This is a genomic window from Corallococcus praedator, assembly GCF_003612125.1.
Lineage (GTDB): Bacteria > Myxococcota > Myxococcia > Myxococcales > Myxococcaceae > Corallococcus > Corallococcus praedator.
Genome location: NZ_RAWI01000175.1, coordinates 1 through 18678, shown reverse-complemented (window position 1 = coordinate 18678; position 18678 = coordinate 1). Strand labels below are relative to the sequence as shown.

Genomic DNA, 18678 nt, shown 5'->3' with positions numbered 1-18678 from the left:
CGGCTGGAAGTGCGCCGCCAGCATGGAGGCTTCCGGCAGGGCTATTTCGGCCCGGACTACGAGTTGGCGCGCTTCCAGGCGGCGGGCACTTCAGGACTGCCATTGGCGGAAAGCACTTTTCCCCAGGGGTCCTCCGCCTTCGGAGAGCTGCTGTTGGGATGGGACGCGGTGCACCTGGGCGAGGTGGTGCAACGGCACCTGCTCCTCATGCTGGGCGTGGAAGCCTTCAGTTGGGGCCGGGTGGATGCGAACGGGCGACTGGGGGTGCAGCTCTTCCAACGCGACCTCGAGGTGGCCCTGCAAGCGGTGGCGGTGGGGGTGGGTCAGCCGGGTGCGCGCTATCTGACAGCGGGAGAGGTGCGCTGGCGTTTCCTTCGGGGACGCCTGTATGCGGTCGCGCAAGGCGGCACGCGGCTCTCTCCAACGGAGGAGGGGACGCTGCGCCCGGGCAGCTTCGCCTCCGTCGGCATGGGGGCGGACAATGCACGCTGATTTCCGGCGGCACCGTGGGTCGGTCCTGCTGCTGGCGGCGGTCCTCCTCACCACGGGATGCGCGTCGCTGTCGTTGCGACCACGGCATGGCGGTGCCCTCGCGTCCGCATCACCCCAGACGCCCCTGCATGCGCTGGAGGACACCGCCCTTGCGAGTCAGCCCGAGGCCTCCGCGCCTGGGGCCTCCATCGACAACCCCAACGAACCCTGGCCCCTGCTGTACCGCCGCACGCCGACCCAATCGCGAGGCGCGGCCTGGGGGGAGATGGCGCCACTCAAGGTCGTCGACGCTGGCTCCGCTCCGTGTGGGGAGCGGCCTGCGGGCTGGCCACGCCTGGACTCGGAAGAGGAGGTCCTGGCGCCCTTCCTTGAGTGCACTTCTCCCGCTGCCTTCGTCGCCCTCCAGCGCATGGTGGACATGCCACGCCTGGTGGAATCCCTCACGACTTGGAATGCCGTCCGCCTCGGGGCCCTGGGTCCTCTGGACGCGCAAGCCGCCAGGATTCTCCAGCAGAAGCGCGCCGACTTCCTCGTCACCGCCACCGAGCGGTACGGCCTTCCCCGAGCGGAAGTGTTCGCCCTCTTCGTCCTTCACACCACCTTCGACGACGAGCTGCGCGAGGTGCTGCGGTTCCTGGCCAATGACAGACAGCTGAAGACCACGCTGGGGCACATGGGCGTCGTCCGCGAGGAGTTGCGGCGGCGCGGCATGGCGCTCCCGGACTTTCCAGAGCGCGACTTCCGCGCCGGAGACGTTGGCCGGGGATTGGGGCGCGCCGCGGATGACGCCCTCGGCAGCATCGACGTCGTCAACAAGGGCCTGGGCATGGTGCTGTCCCATCAGGCCCAGCAGCTGCCACCGCCCTACCGGGCAGCGTACGAAGAGGTGGAACAGGCGCAATACCTGGGGGCCTGGGCGCCCGCCAACGTGACGCTGGGGGCCTTCGACCACCTCACCTTCGGCGTCCCCGTGGGCTTCTACCATCTGGTGGCGGGAACCGCGCAGGGCGCGGCGTCCGTGGCCCAGGGGGAGTACGAAGAAGCCACGCGGCAACTGGCACCCTCCGCGCTGATGCTGGGCCTCTACGCGGGTGGCAAGGGCGTGCGCGCCTTGCGCGAGGCCGCTCCCCCAGAAGGCTCACGACTCCAGGCAGTGGTGTCACGCCTGGAGTCGCTGAAGGCGCGACTGGGCGAGCGCGCGCTGGGAGGACTGTCCCGATACCTTCAGCAAAACCGGGAGGGTGCCCTCCTCGTCGCTGAATGGGGAGAGGCCGGGGCACTGGCCCTGCACGAGACAGGGGGCAACACGGGCCGGGCACTGGCCCTGTTGACGGAGGCGGCCCGCGATACCGCTCCGACGAGGGGCGGCGGTGGGAAGCGCCCTGGCGGCAAGACGGGCCTGTCGCGAGGGCCAGGGGGTGACCCCTTGGAAGCGCTGCGGGCACGGCTGCGACAAGCCGAGTGGGAGGACACGGGCGCGCGCCTGCCACGGGACGTGGAGCACCTGAAGCAACACGCGCCAGCCCTCGATGCGCCGCCTTCTGGAGTCCTCCAGGGCTCCTTCATGTGGAGCGAGTACGTGAAGTACTGGGAGCGGAGGCTGGGCGAGATCCGCGAGGACCTGAACGTCAAGGGACCCCTCAAGTTCGAGGGCTACCTGAAGATGCGTGGCGAGTTCGCCCGGGGTCTGGCCTTCGAGCGAACCATGCTCTCCCTGCTGGAAGCAGACGCGGCGCTTCCACCGGCGCAGCGCCAGTGGCTCCAGGATTTCAACCAGCCCCGCATCGAGATGCACGTGGGCGTGATGAAGGCGGATCTCCGGTTCGCGGATCTGCTCGTGATTGAAAACCAGCCAACCGCCGGCCAACCGCCTCGTGTCGAGACGTTCAGCACCAAGAGCCGTGACCTCTCTCAATTGAAGCGGGAAGACCTGAGGACACAGATGATCGGGGACGCGAAGCTCGCGCTCAGGTATTACGGTGAGACGCTGAAAATTCGCAGGCCCGGAATGGAAATGGAAGTGCAGGTCCAGAGGATCCGCCTCATCTATGAGGGCGGCAAATTGAAGCCTGTCAACTTGAGCGTCTTGGAGTCCGCAATGGAGTCCGCCAAGACCACGGTCAAGGGAGTGGAGGTGTCGTTTCAATGAAGGTGCTTGAATTCCACGAACTGCCCGTGGAGGACCGCTTCAACCTTTCATTCGAAGGCACCTTCGCCCCCGAGGCGGGCTTGGACCACACCCTGGATCCGCTCCTCCAAGCGCTTGAGTCTTGCGCGGGGGATTGGATGCCGAACGTCGTCAAGGGTCGACGGCGGAGAAAATATTCTCGCGCTGCCTTCTGGAAGGCGGTGGAAGAAGCGCGCGACGAACACGGTGTGATGGTGGGCCTCCATCGTACGAAGTGGCCCGCGTTGGACATGACACTTCAGCTCTGGTTTCCGCCCCACCCTCCCAAGCTGGATTTCTATGTCTCGCTCCAGCCGCTTTCATTCTTCGCGAATGCGGAGCGCAGTCGAGGAATCGTGGAGCTGGTCCGTGAATGGGCGTCACGACATCTCGTCACCCATGCCATGACCAGCAGCCTGGCCGAGGACCAGCTTTCTGGCGCCCCCTACTACGGCCGTGATGAGAGAACCGCGCGCAGAGACGGGTTCGACAAAATCTATGAGGTGGGCTGGCTGAACGTCTTCGGTCCGAAGCTGATGGAGAGCGTTGGCCGCGAGCGAATGCTCTCCACTCCGGCCTACAAGATGGAAGAACTTCCCAACGGTACGATCCTCCTGGTGACGCGCCCCACGCCCACCGACTTCGCCAGCGACGAGGCGCGAGTGGCCCAGGCCCGTATCCAGGTTCACCTGCGGCCTGAACTCGATGAAGCAATCGTGCTGCGGACCCTGCGCGAGCGGAGTGCGGCGCTCGTCCCCGTGGAGCCTCGCTTCCACCCGGACGTGGCCCCGCTCCTCCTGGGTGTGGTGGATCAGGTCCTCCTTGGCGAGCGTCAGCGGAAGATCGCCGAGCTCAACGCCTACCAACCGCCCGAACCGGAGGAATGGCGGCCAGCCAGTTCCGCCCTGCCCTGCGACGTGGAAGACCCGGACTTCGTTCTCGACCAGTATCGCCAGCTCGCCCAAGGACTGGTGGCAGCGCTGCGTACCCCGGTGCCCTCCTTCTTCGATCTGACGCCCGGGACACTCACGGACCTCGACCTCTACTTCTGGCGAGAGGATTTTCCGAGGCGGTATCGACGGGAAGTCATCGACGAGCATACGGCGCCCGCGGTGGGGGCCTATCTGGGCAGCGTGCTGGTGCGACGGTTGGGCGGGCAGTGGATTCCTCGCAAGAAGCTGGAGGAGTCCCAGGTGCGGGTCGGAAACCGTGTCTGGCTTCCCTTCCTGCGCGCCCGCCGCTACATGCACTCCTGTCAGACCCTGCTGGATTACTCGCTCACCCAGTTGTTCCTTGAGGCAGAGCGCCAGCGCTCCTGACGGGAGCGTCAGCGCGCTGTCGCATCCAGCGCCTGGAGGAAGCGCGTTGCGATGGGGACGGCGACGCGGCCTCCCACACCGCCACCTTCCACGAACACCGCGAAGCCCATGCCCCCGCGCAAGCCGATGAACCACGCGTGGGTTTCGGGCGGCAGCGCCGTGCCGAACTCCGCGGTCCCCGTCTTGCCCATGAGCCCCTGGAAGCCCACCGCCGACTTCGCCGTGCCGTCCGTCACCACCGCGCGCATGAGGTCGCGAAGCGCCACCGGGGTGCCCGCGCTCAACCGCGCCTCCGGGCCTTCCTCCGCGTCCGCCAGCAGGCGCGGTGCGTGCCAGACGCCGGTGTCCACCGCCGCCGCGACCGTGGCCATGTGCAGCGGCGTGGCCAGCACGCGCCCCTGCCCCATGGAGGCCGCGGCCCGGTCGGCATCGTCCCCCGGTGGCGGGAAGGACGCCCCGGGCGAGGGCAGGCCCACGTCGTAGCGCGCCCCGAAGCCGAAGCGCCGGGCCGCATCCTCCAGCGCGTTGCGCCCCAGCTTCGCGGAGAGCTGGATGAACGCCGTGTTGCACGACAGCGCGAACACCTGCCGGAAGGTCGTCTCCCCGAAGGCTTCGGCTTCGAAGTTGCGGAAGCGCCTGGGGCCCGCGGTCACCTCCACGGGACAGGTGACCCGGGTGTCTGGCTTCACGCCGCTGGTGAGCAGCGCTTCGGATGTCACGACCTTGAACGTGGAGCCCGGCGGGTAGCGCCCCGTCAGCGCCCGGTGCAGCGCTTCCCCCAGGGGACGGCTGGCCACCGCCAGCACTTCGCCCGTGGCCGTGTCCACCGCGACCAGCGCCGCCGGCCTCGCGACGTCCGCGAGCGCCGCCTCCGCCGCTGCCTGCACGTCCCTTCGCAACGTGGTGCGCACCGGCGTTCCCGGTGCGCCTTCGAAGCGATGCAGCACCACGGCCTCACCCGAACGGCGCAGCAACCGCACCTCTCCGGACGGGCTTCCGGCCAGCGCCCTCTCCTGCGCCCGCTCCAGGCCCGACAGCCCGACGACGTCTCCCGCCTGGTAGGGATGACCCAGGAGATGGAGCGCCTCCGCCGTCACCTCGCCCACGCGGCCCAGCGTGTGCGCGGCGAAGCCCTCCGCCGGGGAGAGGCGCGCGGTCTTCTTGCGAAAGAAGATGCCGGGCACCGGCGCCAGCACGGCGCGCACCTGCTGGTAGCGCTCCGGGCGCACGTCGATGAACGCGAGGAACTGCTCGGGCTGCGCTCCCGCGGACTTCAGGGCGGCCTGGACCCTCTGTGGATCCATTCCGAGCTGTGACTGGAGCGCGTTGGCCACGGCCGCGCCGTCCCTCACCCGCCCTGGATACGCCCCGATGGTGATGACCTCTCCAGGCACGGTGAGCGGCGCTCCACGGGCGTCGAGCAGCGCGGCGCGCGGACCCCAGGTTCGCAGGCGTCCGAAGCTGTCACCGACGCGGGCCTCCGGATGGAACACCTCCGGGGTCCAGCGCAGGCTCCAGCGCTTGCCCTTGCGCTCGAAGCGCAACCTGGACTCCACCGCCCAGTCACCCAGCCCCCGCAGCGAGTGCACGCCGCGAAAGGTCACCACCGCGACGCGGTCGTCCTCGGACTCCAGGTGGAGCCCTTCGAAGCGCGAGGCCGTGACACCCAGGCCCTGCCGCCACCGGGCGTGCTGCGCGTCGAAGTCCGCGGGCACCTCCACGAGCGCCTGTCGCTGGGCGCCCAGGTCGTTGCGCGCCCACGCCTCCAGGTACGCGAGGGCCATGTCCTCCGGTCCACCGGGCGCGTCCTGCTTCACGGCGCGCGGCAGACAGGAGGGAAGCAGAAGAAGGAGCCAGAGCCCCACCCAGGTGATGACCGCCCGTCCGTGCACGCGCCCCGTGTACCGCGCCGTTCCTTCCGAGGCGATCACGATGTGCTGTGCCCTGTCCGTCCCGGACCGTCGGTCGTTCACCCACCCGAGCCACGCACACGCGGAGCATGAGGTGGACCGCGCTCCGGATCAGCGGACGATGAGGTCCTGCGTCGTGCTCTCGCCGTCGCCCGTCGCCGTGACGGTCAGCACACCGGAGGCTGCTGCCCGGACGTAGAAGACCGCTTCACGCTGCGCGCCCGTGAGGTCCACCGACGCCACCGCCGCATCCGAGCAATCCGAGCGCAGGTGGAACGACGCTCCGCCTACCGACGCGCTCAACTCCACCTTCGGATCCACCAGCGGGGCCAGGTTGCCCACAACATCCCGCCCCTGCACCACCAGCGCTTCGGAGCACGTCCCCGCATCCACCGCCCGCGCCGGCGTGGCGAAGGCCACCTGTCGCTCCGCTCCGACCGTCTTCACGTCCACCGCGAACGCCTCACCCGGGTGCGCCGCAGGGTCATAGCCATCACCGCTGACCCTGTTGCGGCTGATGAGGTTCCCGGTCCCGGAGTCGTAGATGCCCGCCTGATAGACGGACCTGTTCGTCAGCGCGCCATTGCGCAACACGTTGTCCAGCACCTGGATCCGGGTGGGCTCCGAGGGCGCGTTGAAGCCGGCGCCCTCCCCCTGCGCCAGGTTGATGCCGACGTCGTTCCCCGTCACCTCGTTGCCCTGGATGATCAGGCCGAGGCACAGCGCCCGTCCCACACCGTAGAACGAGCCGCCCACCACCAGGATGCCGGACCCCGTGTCCTCGCCGCCCGTGTACGCGTGGCCCGTCACCTCGTTGTCCACCACCCGGCCCGAGGCCCCGTAGGCCACCTGGATGCCATTGCGCGCGATGTGGTCCACCACCCCGCCGCCCTCCATCACGTTGGCCTCCACCGTCGCTTGCACCCGCCCCGCCACCAACACGCCGCCCTTCTGGTAGCCCGTCAACCGGTTGCGCCGGACGTCCACCGACACCGGGGAGGCGCCGGCCGCTTCGTTGCGCACCTCGATGGCGACGCCTTCCTGGCACCCGCTCCGGTTCTCCTTCTGGTGCAGGTCCGCCACCACCGTGTCCTCGACGCCGCCGCTCGCGCCCTCCAGGAAGATGCCGCGCAGCCGGGCCGCGCCCGCGTCACACACGTCCGACAGGTTCCGCGCCGTCACCGTCACGTTGCGCACGCGCGCCACCGTCCCCCGGTTGCGCAGCACCGCACCCTGGAAGTGCTCCCCCACCGCCGCGTCCTCCACCGCCGTCATCGTGTGCGTCGCCCCGTCGAACGTGAAGCCGTCCGGGATGAAGACAGGCCCCTGCGTCACGCAGTCGGTGGACAGCGCCACCTGCGCCTGCGCCATCGTGAACGCGCACGCTCCCGCCAGTGCGCCGCAGCGCCGGTCCGTCCACTCCACCGTGAAGGTGTGCCGCACGCTCGAACCCGACGCGTTCGTCACCGTCACCTCCACCGTGGGCGTGACATCCGCCGGCAGGCAGGACAGCTCCGTCCAGGCCACCGTGCCCGTCGTGCCGTCTCCCACCGCCGGGCCCACCGCGCCCGCGCTCGGGGTCCAGGTGAAGGTCAGCGGCTCGCCCCGGGGGTCGGTCGCCGTCGCGGTGAAGGTCACGAGTTCGCCCGCACGCGCGCTCGGGGCGGACTGGGACAGGGTCCCGAGGACCGGCGGTTCGCTCCGCCGCACGCACAGGTTCGCGACCACCTCCGAGTCCGCCCCCGTGAAGTCATCATTCACGATGGCCTTCACCTGGCAGCCACAGCCCTCGGGCTCCTCCGTGGGGGTGAAGACCACGCGGGATGTGTTGCCTCCCTCGAAGGTGCCCGCGCAGGTGGCGCTCCACGCATAGGTCAGCGCATCCCCGTCATCGTCCGTGGCCTTCGCCTCCAGGGAGAGCGGCTGCTCCACGCCCACCTGCTGGGTCTCCACCGCCGCTTCCAGCACGGGGAAGCGGTTGAACTGGATGTTCTCACTCGAAGCCACCGCGCCCACCCCACCCAACGCGAACCGGAAGCTGAGCGAGGAGGCCGCGCCTCGCGGATCCGTGACGATGAGCCCCAGCACCACGTCCGCGTTTTTGGCGCTCGCGGGGACCGTCCACGTACACGTGGGCTGGGTGGAGTCCTCCGGGCACTCCAGCGAATCTCCGGGAGCGCTCCACGCATAGCCCAGCGCATCACCTTCCACCCGGCCGCGCGCCCACGCACGCAACTCCACGCGCTGGCCCGGAATCACCCGCGACGCCGAGGCCACCACCGCGTCGATGCGCGGCGCCGTGCTGACCGGGGCGGCCTCCGGCTGGGGCACCGCGACGACCAGCGCATCGCCATACCGCGCCAGCTCCACCGTCGGCACGCTCACCGAGGCCACCACCGCGCCCGCGCCATCCCGGGCCTCCACGCGCAGGCCCACGGTTTCTCCCGGCGACGTCACCGGCTCCACCTTGCCGACCCACAGGTTCGTGTCCAGAGCCAGCGTCGACGGCACCTCCTTGCCCGAGGCGTTCGTCGCCGTGGACGTCACCTCCGCCACGCGCGTCGACTCCAGGGAACGGGGCATCGCGACCACCAGCCGCGCGCCGCCGGACGGCGCCACCTCGAAGGAGGGCTCCGACTGCACGCAACCGAACGTGGTCAGCAGCAGGGCTCCCGCCAGGTGCACCGCATGGATTCGTCGCATGGTCGCACCGTCCTCGGAAGTCGCTGGGGGCAAAGGGAGACGATACCGGGTCGCCCTGCCACGTCCAATTCACCGGGGTCTCCAAGCACGTCCGCGCGGCGCGTCGTCCAGTGGCCGCCACTCGCCCGCGACCTCCGGACGGGCGCGGGCACCTACAGAAGCCCTCGCTCGCTCGCATGCATGGGGAGTCCATCGCCCCGCCCCTGCGCGCGAGCCCTCCATCCGCTGTCCGACGGAGGTCCTCGGCGACGTTCTCCAACCCGCAGCCGGCGTCCCACCGCGTGGCTGTCGCTTGCGTCCCGGTGCTGTGCTCCACCGCGTGCACCCGCCTGAACAGCGCCGTCCCCAGCCGTGGCCCATCCGCCTCACGCATTGGGCCAACGTGCCGCTGCTCGCCATCCTGGCCGCCAGTGGCTTGCAGATCCTCGCCGCGTATCCGCGCATGGGCCCGCGCGGCCAGCCCTACGCGCTCTATCCCTTTCAGGGCGCCGTGCCCCCTTCGTGGCTGCGCTTGGGGGACTGGCTCGCGGGCGCGCGACACTGGCACTTCGCGTTCGGCTGGTTCCTCGCCCTCAATGGCGTCGTGTACGTGCTCTACCTCGCCTTCAGTGGCGAGTGGCGACGCCGCCTGTTCCTCCCCCGGCGCGACACCCAGAACGCCGTGGCCACGCTCGCGTACTACCTGCGGATCCGCCCCGCGCCCGAGCAGGTCGGCCTCTACAACGGCCTCCAGCGGCTGGCGTACACATCCGCGCTCGGCCTGGGCGCGCTGTCCGTCCTGTCCGGCCTCGCGCTCCACAAGCCCGTGCAGTTGCGCTGGCTCACCTCGCTCTTCGGCGGCTACGACCCGGCGCGCGCGGTGCACCTGCTGCTGCTCGCGCTGCTCGCCCTCTTCACCGTGGGCCACGTGCTGCTCGTCGCCCTGCACCCGCGCACCTTCGGGGAGATGGTGACCGGCGGGAGGAGGCCTCGTGTCTGAGCCCGGGCGCCGAGTCCTCACCCGCCGCCGCGTCCTCCTGGGCGCCGCCGCGCTCGCCACCAGCGCGTGTGATTCCAGCCGCCCCCGCGAGGGCTTCCTCGGCGTGATGGAGCGCTTCAACCAGCGCGCGCAGACCGCCCTCTTCAGCCCCTCCCGGCTCGCCCCCGAGGAGCCCGTCGAGCAGCTCACCCCTCCCGACGACTTCCCCCACTACTTCATCTCCGACACCGTGCCCCTGGCTCCCGCCGGCTGGCGGTTGGACGTGGGCGGACTCGTGTCCCAGCCGCGCTCCTTCTCGCTGGAGGAATTGCAGCGGCTGCCCCGCACCGGCTACCGGATCCGCCACCACTGCGTGGAGGGCTGGAGCGCGGTGGCGTCATGGCACGGCGTGCGCGTCAGCGACCTGGCGCAAGCCGTGGGCGCCGACCCGCGCGCGGGCTTCGTGGAGTTCCGCTCGTTCGACAATGGCTATTACTCGTCGTGGGACGCGCCAAGCGCCCTGCATGCCCAGACGATCCTTGCGTACGGCATGAACGGCCAGTTGCTCGAACCCGGCCACGGCGCGCCCCTGCGGCTCTATTCGGCGGTGAAGCTGGGCTACAAGATGGTGAAGTACCTCACCACCGTGCGGTTCCTCCCAGAGGCCAGCGGCGGCTACTGGGAGGACCGGGGCTACGAGTGGTTCGCCGGTGTGTAGCTCACGGCCCCGCGTCGGACTCCACGCCCGCGTCGGTCGTCACGGGCACGCAGTCCCCCGCGTCCACGTCCCCCGCGTCCAGCGAACCCCCATCCGCCTCCGCCCTCACGTCGCAGTCGCCCGCGTCCGGCGGTTCCCAGCAGTCGAAGGTCCCGTCCTCGCACGGCGGCATGCCATAGCAGGCCATCAGCGTGAGCGCCGTCGCGCTGGCCCCCGTGAGCGTCCACAGCGTGGCCATCCACGAGGCCGTCCGCCGGGGACGCCCCTGCCCCAGGGGACGCTGACAGTGGAGGCACGCCCGGGAGGCGGCCGGATTGAAACCCTGGCAGGACGGACAGCTCGACAGCGGGGACATGCAGGACATCCTTGTCGGAATGGGGGCTGAAGCCCGCTGGCGAATAGCAAACAGGGTGCCATCCCAAGCCCCGGGAGTTCCAGCAGGACGGGCCCTCGCGGTCTCCGGGAAGCGTCCCATCAGGACAGGACTGTCACGGGTGCACCCGACAGGAGTGTCCCGCTAGGCTGCGCCCCATGGTGAACCGTCGCCTGGATGTGGGCCGCGCCGACTACCACCCCGCCTACGTGGTGTGGGAGCTGACGCTGGCGTGTGACCAACCCTGTACGCACTGCGGTTCGCGGGCGGGCACCGCGCGGCCCGGCGAGCTGAGCACCGAGGAGGCGCTGGGCGTGGTGACGCAGCTGGCGGCCCTGCGCGCCCGGGAGGTGGTGCTCATTGGCGGCGAGGCGTACCTGCACCCGGGGTTCCTCGACATCATCCAGGCGCTGAAGGCCGCGGGGATCCGTCCGGGCCTGACGACGGGGGGACGCGGCATCACCGCGGAGCTGGCCGTTCGGATGGCGCAAGCGGGGCTGTACGCGGCGTCGGTCAGCATCGACGGACTGGAGCCCACGCACGACATCATGCGCGCGGCGCGGGGCAGCTTCGCTTCCGCGACCGCGGCGCTCGGGTTCCTGAAGGCGGCGGGCGTGCGCACCGCCGCCAACACCAACCTCAACCGGCTGAACCAGGGCGACCTGGAGGGCCTCTATGCCCACCTGCGCACGCAGGGCATCGGGGCGTGGCAGGTGCAGATCACCGCGCCGCTCGGGCGCGCGGCGGACCGCCCGGACCTGCTGCTGCAACCGTGGGACCTGGTGGACCTGATGCCGCGCATCGACCGGCTGAAGCTGCACGCGCGCCAGGACCGCATCATCGTCATGCCGGGCAACAACCTGGGCTACTTCGGGCCGGAGGAGGGACGGCTGCGCTCCGTGCACGCGGACGGCCGCGACCACTGGCGGGGCTGTCAGGCGGGCCGGTACGTGATGGGCATCGAGTCCAACGGCGCCGTGAAGGGCTGCCCCTCCCTCCAGACCGCCCACTACGTGGGAGGCAACCTGCGCGAGCAACCGCTGGAGCGCATCTGGAACGACACGCCCCAGCTCGCCTTCACCCGGACGCGCTCGGTGGAGGACCTGTGGGGCTTCTGCCGCACGTGCCCGTTCGCCCAGACGTGCATGGCCGGATGCAGCTTCACCGCGCACGCGCTGTTCGGCCGGCCGGGCAACAACCCCTACTGCCACTACCGGGCGAAGGCCCGCGCCGCGCAAGGCGTGCGCGAACGGCTGCTGCCCAGGGCCCCGGCCCCCGGCAGGCCGTTCGACAACGGGCTCTTTGAAATCGTGGAGGAGCCGCTGGACGCGCTCGACCCGAAGCCGGAGCTGAAGCGCGAATACGTCAAGACGAAGCGCTGGCCCCGGCCCGAAGCCTGAGCCTCAGAGCTTGGTGCTGCGGTAGTTGGACGTGAAGGGCGTGAAGCCGCGCTTGCGCAGGGCATCCCGCTCCGCCAGCAGCGCGGCCAGGGCGGCCTCGCGCGTGGCGAAGTGGTTCACCGCCGCGCCGTTGATGGCGCCGCTGGTGGAGATGAACATGCGCGTCATGTCGTCGCCGCCGTAGCGGAACGAGCGGTGCGTGTTGCGCTCCAGCACCTCGCGGCGCTCCTTGCCGAAGGTGCGCCCCGCGGTGTGGCGCACCACCAGCCCGTCCAGGTTGATGAGCAGGTCCACCCGGCCGTTGAACTTCGCGAACTGCGCCTCCACCTCGCGGCGCCAGCGGAACACGTCCTCGTCGGTCGCGAGGATGCAGTCGGTGAAGTTCGCCGTGACCACGTCGTGTTCAGCGTCGTGTTCGAAGGACATGCTCCAGGCCATCGCGCTTGCTCCTGCTTCCCGTTCCAACCAACTGGCGGATGCTGCTTCAGGCCTGGGCGGAGCTGCCCGCGAGGAATGCTCCCAACAGCGCCGCCGTCTCCGCCGGACGCTCCACCTGCGGGTAGTGCCCCGGTCCCGGCAGGTGCGTCAGCCGCGCGTTCTGGATGGGCGCCACCACCGCCTGCTTGAGGAACAGCGGCGGCAGGAACGGATCATCCGTGGCCACCACCAGCGTGGGCGCCGTGATGGACGCCAGCCGGTGCGCGAAGCCTCCTGCCGTCCAGGCGTCGAAGCACTGCTCGATGGCCTCCTTCGACACGCCGCCGGAGTCCTTCAACAGCGTCTCCAGCGACTCCGGGGACAGCTGCTTGCAGGCCAGGCCCAGGATGGTCTTCTGCTTCTCCCGGTCCCCCGCCGACGTGCGGAACAGGCCCGCCGCATCCGGAGGCAGGGGCAGCCCCGACGCGGGCACCGAGTTGAGCAGCACCAGCCCCGTCACGCGCTCGGGCGCATCCGACGCGACCCACTTGGCGATCTGCCCACCCATGCTGTGGCCCACCAGCGCGAAGCGCTTCGCCCCCGCGTGGTCCGCCACCGCGAGCACGTCCTTCGCGTACTGCTCCAGCGAATAGCCAGACGTTGGCCGCCCGGACTGGCCGGTGCCCCGGTGGTCCGGCACCACCAGCCGGAGCCCCGTCAGGTCCAGCTTCTCAATCATCGCGTCCCACACCGCGCCCGACACCATCCACCCATGCACCAACACCACGGAGCGGGGTCCGTCCCCCATCACCCGGTAGTGCAAAGGCGTGCCATCCGTCGCGGTCGTCGTGGGCATGAGGGGAATCCTTACTCCGGGGGGAGTGGGTGAAGCAGGGTTAGACGGAAAGTGTAGCAAGCCACGACCGAGCAGGGGCGTCCATATGCTCGGGGGTTGCCTGTTCCCTGAAAGGACGGGCTTCCCCAGGAGGTAGGGCGTGGAGGGAATGAAGGTGGGAGCGGGTGCGTGCTCTGGCAGAATGCGTCGCGGCATGACGGATGACGCGCGGAGCGGGACGGCGGGAGTGAAGCGCACGGTGTACTGCGAGGACGCGCTGGCGTGGCTGGACGCACGCCCGGTGCTGGAGGGGTGCTCGGTGATTGCGTCCATGCCGGACGTCTCCGAGTTCCCATCGCTCACGGTGGCGCAGTGGAAGGACTGGTTCGTGGGGGCGGCGGCGCGGGTGTTGTCGCGGGTGCCGGAGGACGGGGTGGCGGTGTTCTACCAGTCCGACGTGAAGAAGGACGGGGCCTGGGTGGACAAGGGCTACCTGGTGTCCAAGGCGGCGGAGGCCGCGGGCTGTGAGACGCTCTGGCACAAGGTGGTGTGTCGCAGGACGCCGGGGACGGTGACGTTCGGGCGGCCGGCGTACTCGCACCTGTTGTGCTTCTCCCGGGGGCTGAAGGCGGACGCGGGGAAGTCCACCGCGGACGTGCTGCCGGAGGCCGGAGAGGTGACGTGGACGCGCGGCATGGGGCTGTCCGCGTGTCTGGTCGCGTGCCGCTTCATCCTGGAGCAGACGCGCACGCGCACGGTGGTGGATCCATTCTGCGGCCACGGCACGGCGCTCGCGGTGGCCAACGCGCTGGGCCTGGACGCGGTGGGCGTGGAGCTGAGCCGCAAGCGCGCGCGCCGGGCCCGGAACCTCCAGGCCACGTGGAATGGCTCCAAGCTGGTGCTGTCCGGCACGGGCGGCGGCGAGGACCGGCCGGACGCGCCGGACGAGGATTGAGGCTTCAGGCGTCGTCCTCGAAGGAGGCGCGCAGGTGGCTCGAGGGCAGGAACAGCCTCCGGGGCCAGTCCGGCGCGTCAGGCAAGGACGACAGGAGCGGTCGGTAGCCGAAGCGCGCGTAGAAGCGCTCCGCGGGAGCGTCCTTCGCATCCACGATGACGAGCACGACGCCCGCGTTCTCACCGACAGCCAGCGCCCGTCGGTGCGCATCGTCCAGCAATTGCTCACCCACTCCCGCGCCACGGACGCGCGAGTCCCGGGCGAGCCTTCCGATGACGACCGCCGGAAGGGGATAGCGCGGCAGGCGCTTGATGACGTCCTCGGGCGCCTCGGACCGCGACACCTGTCCCACGGAGAGCGTGTAGTAGCCGAGCACCCGGGGCCAGTCGGGCCGGGTGTCCGGACGGTGCAGCACCCAGGTGCGACTGACGTCCCGCCGCTGGTTCTGCCCCGCGTCCTGTCGGAAGAAGCGGTTGAGCGCTTCGTGCTCGCACTGGAAGCCACTGGCCGCGTCCTCGCGGCTCAGGGCCTGGGTGTACGGCGCGGGGATGACGGGGGCCTTCGGTTTGTTCAAGGACGCTCTCGCCGACGGCGGCGGGAGAGCTCACGCAATGCGCGTGCCGGCTTCGGCGGAGCTTCCACCGCGGCGGCGACCCGGTCGAAGTCCTTCGCGGGGAGGACGATGGACTGCTCCTCCAGCGCCTTCCATTCCAGGCGGGTCAGCGCCGGGGAGCTGTACTCGCGCACCGGCTGCCCGGGCTGGAGGGGCACGAACGTGAGCCGCGCGCCGCGCCGCGCCTCCAGCACCACCTTGTCCAACAGGCTGATGGCCTCGGTGATGACCTCCGAGATGTCCCCTCCCAGCTCGCGCCGCAGCCGCTGGACCTGCTCCATGACGGGGTCCGAAACAGTGGGCTGCAGGCGGTGGGACATGGCGGGCGCTCCCTGGCGGGCACTTCTGAATCACTTCTGATGCGGAAGTGATTCAATTAGTCCCCGCGCCAGGGTTTTGCAATCCGGCCCGTCAGGCCGCCTTCATCCCTTCGAGCGCCGTCGCCACGTCCTTCTCCAGCACGCCGAGGAACGTCTCGAACAGGCGCGCCTCCAGCGCGAGCGCGGGCTCCAGCGTCACGCCCACCTTGGACAGGCGCTGCTCGCAGGCGTCCTCGATGGCGCGCCGGTGGCTCTGCTCCTCCACCACCACGCGGCCCAGCTCCTCGCGCACCACCGCGTGCCGCGTCGCCGCCTTGTAGAGCGGATAGAGCACCATCGCCCGGCGCTCCACCACCGCCGTGGTGAGCAGGTAGTGCAGGTGCACGTCCGTCTGTCCCGTCACCTGCACAGCCCACGTCGCCAGCTCCCGGTCCAGCGACTGGAACCACGTGGACGCCGCGCCCACGCTCAGGAACTCCGTCACGTCCTCCCGGCCCGCCACCTCGCACGCCAGCCGCTTGAAGGTGAAGGCGTGGCGCGTCTCGTCCGCCAGGTGCCCCAACACCTCCAACGTCGGATGCCGGTCCGCCACCGTGCGCGAAATCTTCCGCGCCCCGATGAACTCCAGCAGCGACAACGTCTGCAGCCACCGCACCTCCAGCTCCGGGGACTGGACCAGCTGCCGCAACACCGTCTGGATTCTGTCACGCATGGCCGCCCCCTCTACCCCGCCCCACACGCACACCCAAGCGCGTAACGCACCGGGACGACATGCGAGCACGGCGGACTGGCCAACAGTGCCCCGCCCTCCGGTTTGACCGGGAACGCGGGTTCGCCTTTGCTTCACGACGCAGCAGGCGGTGCTTGGTGGAGGGGGGTGACCAGCATGAGGCCGCATCGGGGATTCACCCATCCGTCCGGGCACTCCCGTGTCTGGCTTCGCGCAGGTGACACCGCGTCGCGGTCCTACAGCCTCATGCCTCGCGGTGCGCGCGCATGAAGGCCCCTGTGGAGTCCTCCTCCGTGGTGGTGACGGCGTTCCGCCGCTGGATGCGCGCCCAGGACGCGGGCCCCATCCTCGCCTCCGAACGCGTGGGCTCCTTCCTGGTCACCGTCCTCTCCGGCACCGCGCTGCTCGCCGTCATCGCGTGGGCCCCCGGCGCGCGCACCTTCTTCGCCCTCCCCTTCTCCACCGCGTTCGCGTGCTTCCTGCCCGGCATCGTCAACGGACTGGCTTTCTCCATGGTGCACTCGCGCCGGAATCGGCTGGCCACCTGGGGCTGGCTGTGGCGGCTGCCCTGCCTGGCCCTGCGGCACTTCTTCCTCGCCAGCCTCATGGCGCTCTCAGCGATGCCGGGGGCCGTCGTCTTCGGCATGGTGCTCGTCTTCACCACCGCGGTGCATGGCCGCCAGTACCGCGTGACGTGGCGCCAGCCCTTCCTCGCGGTGGGCACGCTCGTGGCCTTGCTGTGCGCCCTGCCCCTGCGCGTCAGCCCCGACCACGTGGTGCTCTTCGCCGTCGTGATGCCCTCCGCCCTCGCCGCCCAGCTGTACCTGGGCGCCTTCGCCGTGCGGCATGACCAGGCCCGCACGGACGCGGAGCGCCTTCGCGCCGCCGTGCACGCGCAGCTCATCGAACAGCAGGAGCGCGACGTGGGCCGGCTCACCCAGGCCATGGCGGAGATGCTGCGCCACCACCACGACATGGACCAGGCCCTGCTCCACGCCGGCAGCGCCGCGGACATGATGAAGGCCTTCGGCGCCCAGCGCGGCACCCTGGCGCGCTCCGAGTTCGAGGACCAGGCCCGCCAGCTCCAGGACAGCCTCCGGCAAATCCAGGAGATGGTGAAGGAGGTGCGCGCCAAGGGCCGCCGCTTCGCCGGCACCGAACCCGAACCCGTGGAGCTGGGGTCGGTGCTGGAGGCCGTGCAGGCCCACGTCGCCCTGCGCTTCCCGGACGTGGACATCCACGTGGAGCTGGAACCGCCGCGCCCCCAGCTCGCGCTCCTGCGCGGAGGCCCGCTCACGCTGCGCCGGGTGGTGGAGAACCTGGTTGTCAACGCATGCGAGGGCAATGGCGAACAGGGCGCTTCCCAGGTCTTCATCCGCGCTCGCACCGAACCGCTCAGCGGACGACTGGAGGTTGAAATCGAGGACGACGGACCCGGCTTCCTACCGGAACGGCTCACCGCGCCCGCGGAGGAGCTCTACACGACCAAGCCCCAGGGCACCGGGCTGGGCCTCTACACCAGCGAGTGCCTGCTGCGCGCCAGCGGTGGCCTGCTGCATCGCCACAACGGGCCGGGCGGCGGCGCCCTGCTTCGCATCCTCCTGCCCCGGGAGTACCGATGAAGACCCTGAGAGCCTTCCACAAGACGCTCCCCACCCCGCTTGAACCGGGCCGGGGCGAGGACGGCGAATCGCTCCCGGCCAGCGGCGGCGCGCGCATGCCCGCGCTCCCGAACGACCTGCGCGCCTACCATGAAGCCCTCGCCACGCGCGGACTCGCGCGCTTCGGCCCCGGCCCCCGCGTGCACTGCCACATGGGACTGGTGGACCGGCTGCCCGCGCCCGGCACGCCGGCCCTGGAGCTGCGCGAGCGGCTGCGGGCCTCGCAGGAGGCGCTGCTCGCGGAGCTGGCGCGCGCCATGGGCCGCTTCCCGGACGGCGGCGACGTGATGGACGTGGGCAGCGGCCTGGGCGGCAGCGCGCTGTACTGGGCCCAGGAACACCGCGCCCGCGTGACGGCGATGGTGAACGTGCCCGCGCACCTGGAGCAGGTGCGCCGGTTCGCGCACGAGGCGGGCGTGGGGGACCGCGTGCAGGCCCGGCTGGCCTCGCAGGAGGAGCTCCAGGGCCGCGCGTGCTTCGATGCCCTCATCGCCGTGGAGAACGCGTGCGCCCTGCCCCGCGCGGACTGGCTGCGCGCCGCGCGCAGCTGGCTCAAGCCCGGCGGCGTGCTGGCCATCGCGGACTGTTTCTGGGTGCGCCCCCTCGTGGTGCATCCCTCCAGCGACGCGTGGCGCACGCGCCTGGGCAGCGTGAGGGGGTTGCTCGCCGCCGCGCAGGAAGCGGGCCTGGAGCTGGAGGTGCATGACGACGTGTCCGCGCGCGCGGTGGGCTTCTGGACGCTGACGTCGGAGCTGCTCGTCCACGAGCACATGGAGCATGCGCCCGCGAACGCCCGGGACCTGCGCGCCGCGCTCAACGCCGTGCGGATGGAGTCGCAGCGCGACCACCTGTGGCTGCAGCAGGGCCTGATGGATGGTGGACTGGAGTACGCGCTGCTCGTGCTCCGTCGCGAACGCTGACGCCTGCTCACTGGCGGACGGCCCGGCGAGCGCCCACCCCACGGCAGGCAGGGTGGGCGAACCGACGGCGACAGCCATCCAGGACGATGCCTCCACGCGCCATCACCCCCAGCCTTGGGTTCGTCACATCCAATGGAGGTAGCGCGAATGACGGGTTACACGCGATGGCTGGTGGTGGGGGCGGTGG

General features: G+C 70.5%; 16 protein-coding genes and 1 pseudogene. 9 read left to right on the top strand and 8 right to left on the bottom strand.

The genetic code is table 11. The features are described from left to right. The 3 genes and pseudogenes from D7Y13_RS21990 to D7Y13_RS21980 form a co-directional block, all read left to right on the top strand. Positions 1-492: pseudogene (locus D7Y13_RS21990) on the top strand (hypothetical protein); the annotation flags it as partial. Next, positions 482-2641 carry a hypothetical protein gene (locus D7Y13_RS21985; RefSeq protein ID WP_120583464.1) on the top strand — a complete coding sequence of 720 codons (2160 nt, stop codon included), beginning with the start codon at positions 482-484 and terminating at the stop codon, positions 2639-2641. The pseudogene D7Y13_RS21990 and the gene D7Y13_RS21985, both read left to right, overlap by 11 nt. Continuing rightward, positions 2638-3978: a hypothetical protein gene (locus D7Y13_RS21980; protein ID WP_120583463.1), complete on the top strand. Its 1341-nt coding sequence runs from the start codon at positions 2638-2640 to the stop codon at positions 3976-3978. Before D7Y13_RS21985 ends, D7Y13_RS21980 begins: the two co-directional genes overlap by 4 nt. 8 nt (positions 3979-3986) lie before the next feature. Here the strand turns inward: D7Y13_RS21980 and D7Y13_RS21975 are convergent, their stop codons facing one another. Continuing rightward, positions 3987-5909: a penicillin-binding transpeptidase domain-containing protein gene (locus D7Y13_RS21975; RefSeq protein ID WP_255425908.1), complete on the bottom strand. Its 1923-nt coding sequence runs from the start codon at positions 5907-5909 to the stop codon at positions 3987-3989. A gap of 90 nt (positions 5910-5999) precedes the next feature. Beyond that, positions 6000-8591 carry a right-handed parallel beta-helix repeat-containing protein gene (locus tag D7Y13_RS21970; protein ID WP_147444283.1) on the bottom strand — a complete coding sequence of 864 codons (2592 nt, stop codon included), beginning with the start codon at positions 8589-8591 and terminating at the stop codon, positions 6000-6002. Positions 8592-8910: 319 nt separating this feature from the next. On the opposite strand from D7Y13_RS21970, the gene D7Y13_RS21965 reads away from it, so the two are divergent. Both D7Y13_RS21965 and D7Y13_RS21960 read left to right on the top strand, forming a co-directional pair. Beyond that, complete coding sequence (locus tag D7Y13_RS21965) at positions 8911-9570, top strand: cytochrome b/b6 domain-containing protein (protein ID WP_120536950.1); 660 nt, start codon at positions 8911-8913, stop codon at positions 9568-9570. Continuing rightward, positions 9563-10267 (top strand): molybdopterin-dependent oxidoreductase, encoded by a 705-nt coding sequence (locus tag D7Y13_RS21960; RefSeq protein WP_120536947.1) that lies wholly within the window; start codon positions 9563-9565, stop codon positions 10265-10267. Before D7Y13_RS21965 ends, D7Y13_RS21960 begins: the two co-directional genes overlap by 8 nt. A 1-nt stretch (position 10268) precedes the next feature. On the opposite strand, the gene D7Y13_RS21955 is transcribed toward D7Y13_RS21960, so the two are convergent. After that, positions 10269-10622, bottom strand: coding sequence for a hypothetical protein (locus tag D7Y13_RS21955; RefSeq protein WP_147444282.1), 354 nt, complete (start codon positions 10620-10622; stop codon positions 10269-10271). 176 nt (positions 10623-10798) lie between these two features. On the opposite strand from D7Y13_RS21955, the gene D7Y13_RS21950 reads away from it, so the two are divergent. After that, positions 10799-12040: a radical SAM/SPASM domain-containing protein gene (locus D7Y13_RS21950; protein ID WP_120583460.1), complete on the top strand. Its 1242-nt coding sequence runs from the start codon at positions 10799-10801 to the stop codon at positions 12038-12040. A 3-nt stretch (positions 12041-12043) separates the two neighbouring features. Here the strand turns inward: D7Y13_RS21950 and D7Y13_RS21945 are convergent, their stop codons facing one another. Beyond that, positions 12044-12478 carry a hypothetical protein gene (locus D7Y13_RS21945; protein ID WP_120536944.1) on the bottom strand — a complete coding sequence of 145 codons (435 nt, stop codon included), beginning with the start codon at positions 12476-12478 and terminating at the stop codon, positions 12044-12046. A gap of 46 nt (positions 12479-12524) precedes the next feature. Next, a complete protein-coding gene (locus D7Y13_RS21940) occupies positions 12525-13313 on the bottom strand; it encodes an alpha/beta fold hydrolase (RefSeq protein ID WP_120536943.1) in 789 nt (262 codons plus the stop codon). 193 nt (positions 13314-13506) lie between these two features. On the opposite strand from D7Y13_RS21940, the gene D7Y13_RS21935 reads away from it, so the two are divergent. After that, on the top strand, positions 13507-14247 hold the full coding sequence (locus D7Y13_RS21935; protein ID WP_120536949.1) for a class I SAM-dependent methyltransferase: 741 nt from the start codon (positions 13507-13509) through the stop codon (positions 14245-14247). Between the two features lie 4 nt (positions 14248-14251). Here the strand turns inward: D7Y13_RS21935 and D7Y13_RS21930 are convergent, their stop codons facing one another. The 3 genes from D7Y13_RS21930 to D7Y13_RS21920 form a co-directional block, all read right to left on the bottom strand. Beyond that, positions 14252-14821, bottom strand: coding sequence for a GNAT family N-acetyltransferase (locus D7Y13_RS21930; RefSeq protein ID WP_120536942.1), 570 nt, complete (start codon positions 14819-14821; stop codon positions 14252-14254). Then, positions 14818-15180 (bottom strand): hypothetical protein, encoded by a 363-nt coding sequence (locus tag D7Y13_RS21925; RefSeq protein WP_120536941.1) that lies wholly within the window; start codon positions 15178-15180, stop codon positions 14818-14820. Before D7Y13_RS21925 ends, D7Y13_RS21930 begins: the two co-directional genes overlap by 4 nt. 91 nt (positions 15181-15271) lie before the next feature. Beyond that, positions 15272-15892 carry a hypothetical protein gene (locus tag D7Y13_RS21920; RefSeq protein ID WP_120536940.1) on the bottom strand — a complete coding sequence of 207 codons (621 nt, stop codon included), beginning with the start codon at positions 15890-15892 and terminating at the stop codon, positions 15272-15274. 284 nt (positions 15893-16176) lie between these two features. On the opposite strand from D7Y13_RS21920, the gene D7Y13_RS21915 reads away from it, so the two are divergent. Together D7Y13_RS21915 and D7Y13_RS21910 are read left to right on the top strand one after the other, a co-directional pair. After that, positions 16177-17532, top strand: a complete 1356-nt coding sequence (locus D7Y13_RS21915; protein WP_120536939.1) for a sensor histidine kinase — start codon at positions 16177-16179, stop codon at positions 17530-17532. Then, positions 17529-18491, top strand: coding sequence for a methyltransferase domain-containing protein (locus D7Y13_RS21910; protein ID WP_233595511.1), 963 nt, complete (start codon positions 17529-17531; stop codon positions 18489-18491). The genes D7Y13_RS21915 and D7Y13_RS21910 overlap by 4 nt, the downstream gene beginning before the upstream one ends. The last annotated feature ends 187 nt before the right edge of the window (positions 18492-18678 follow it).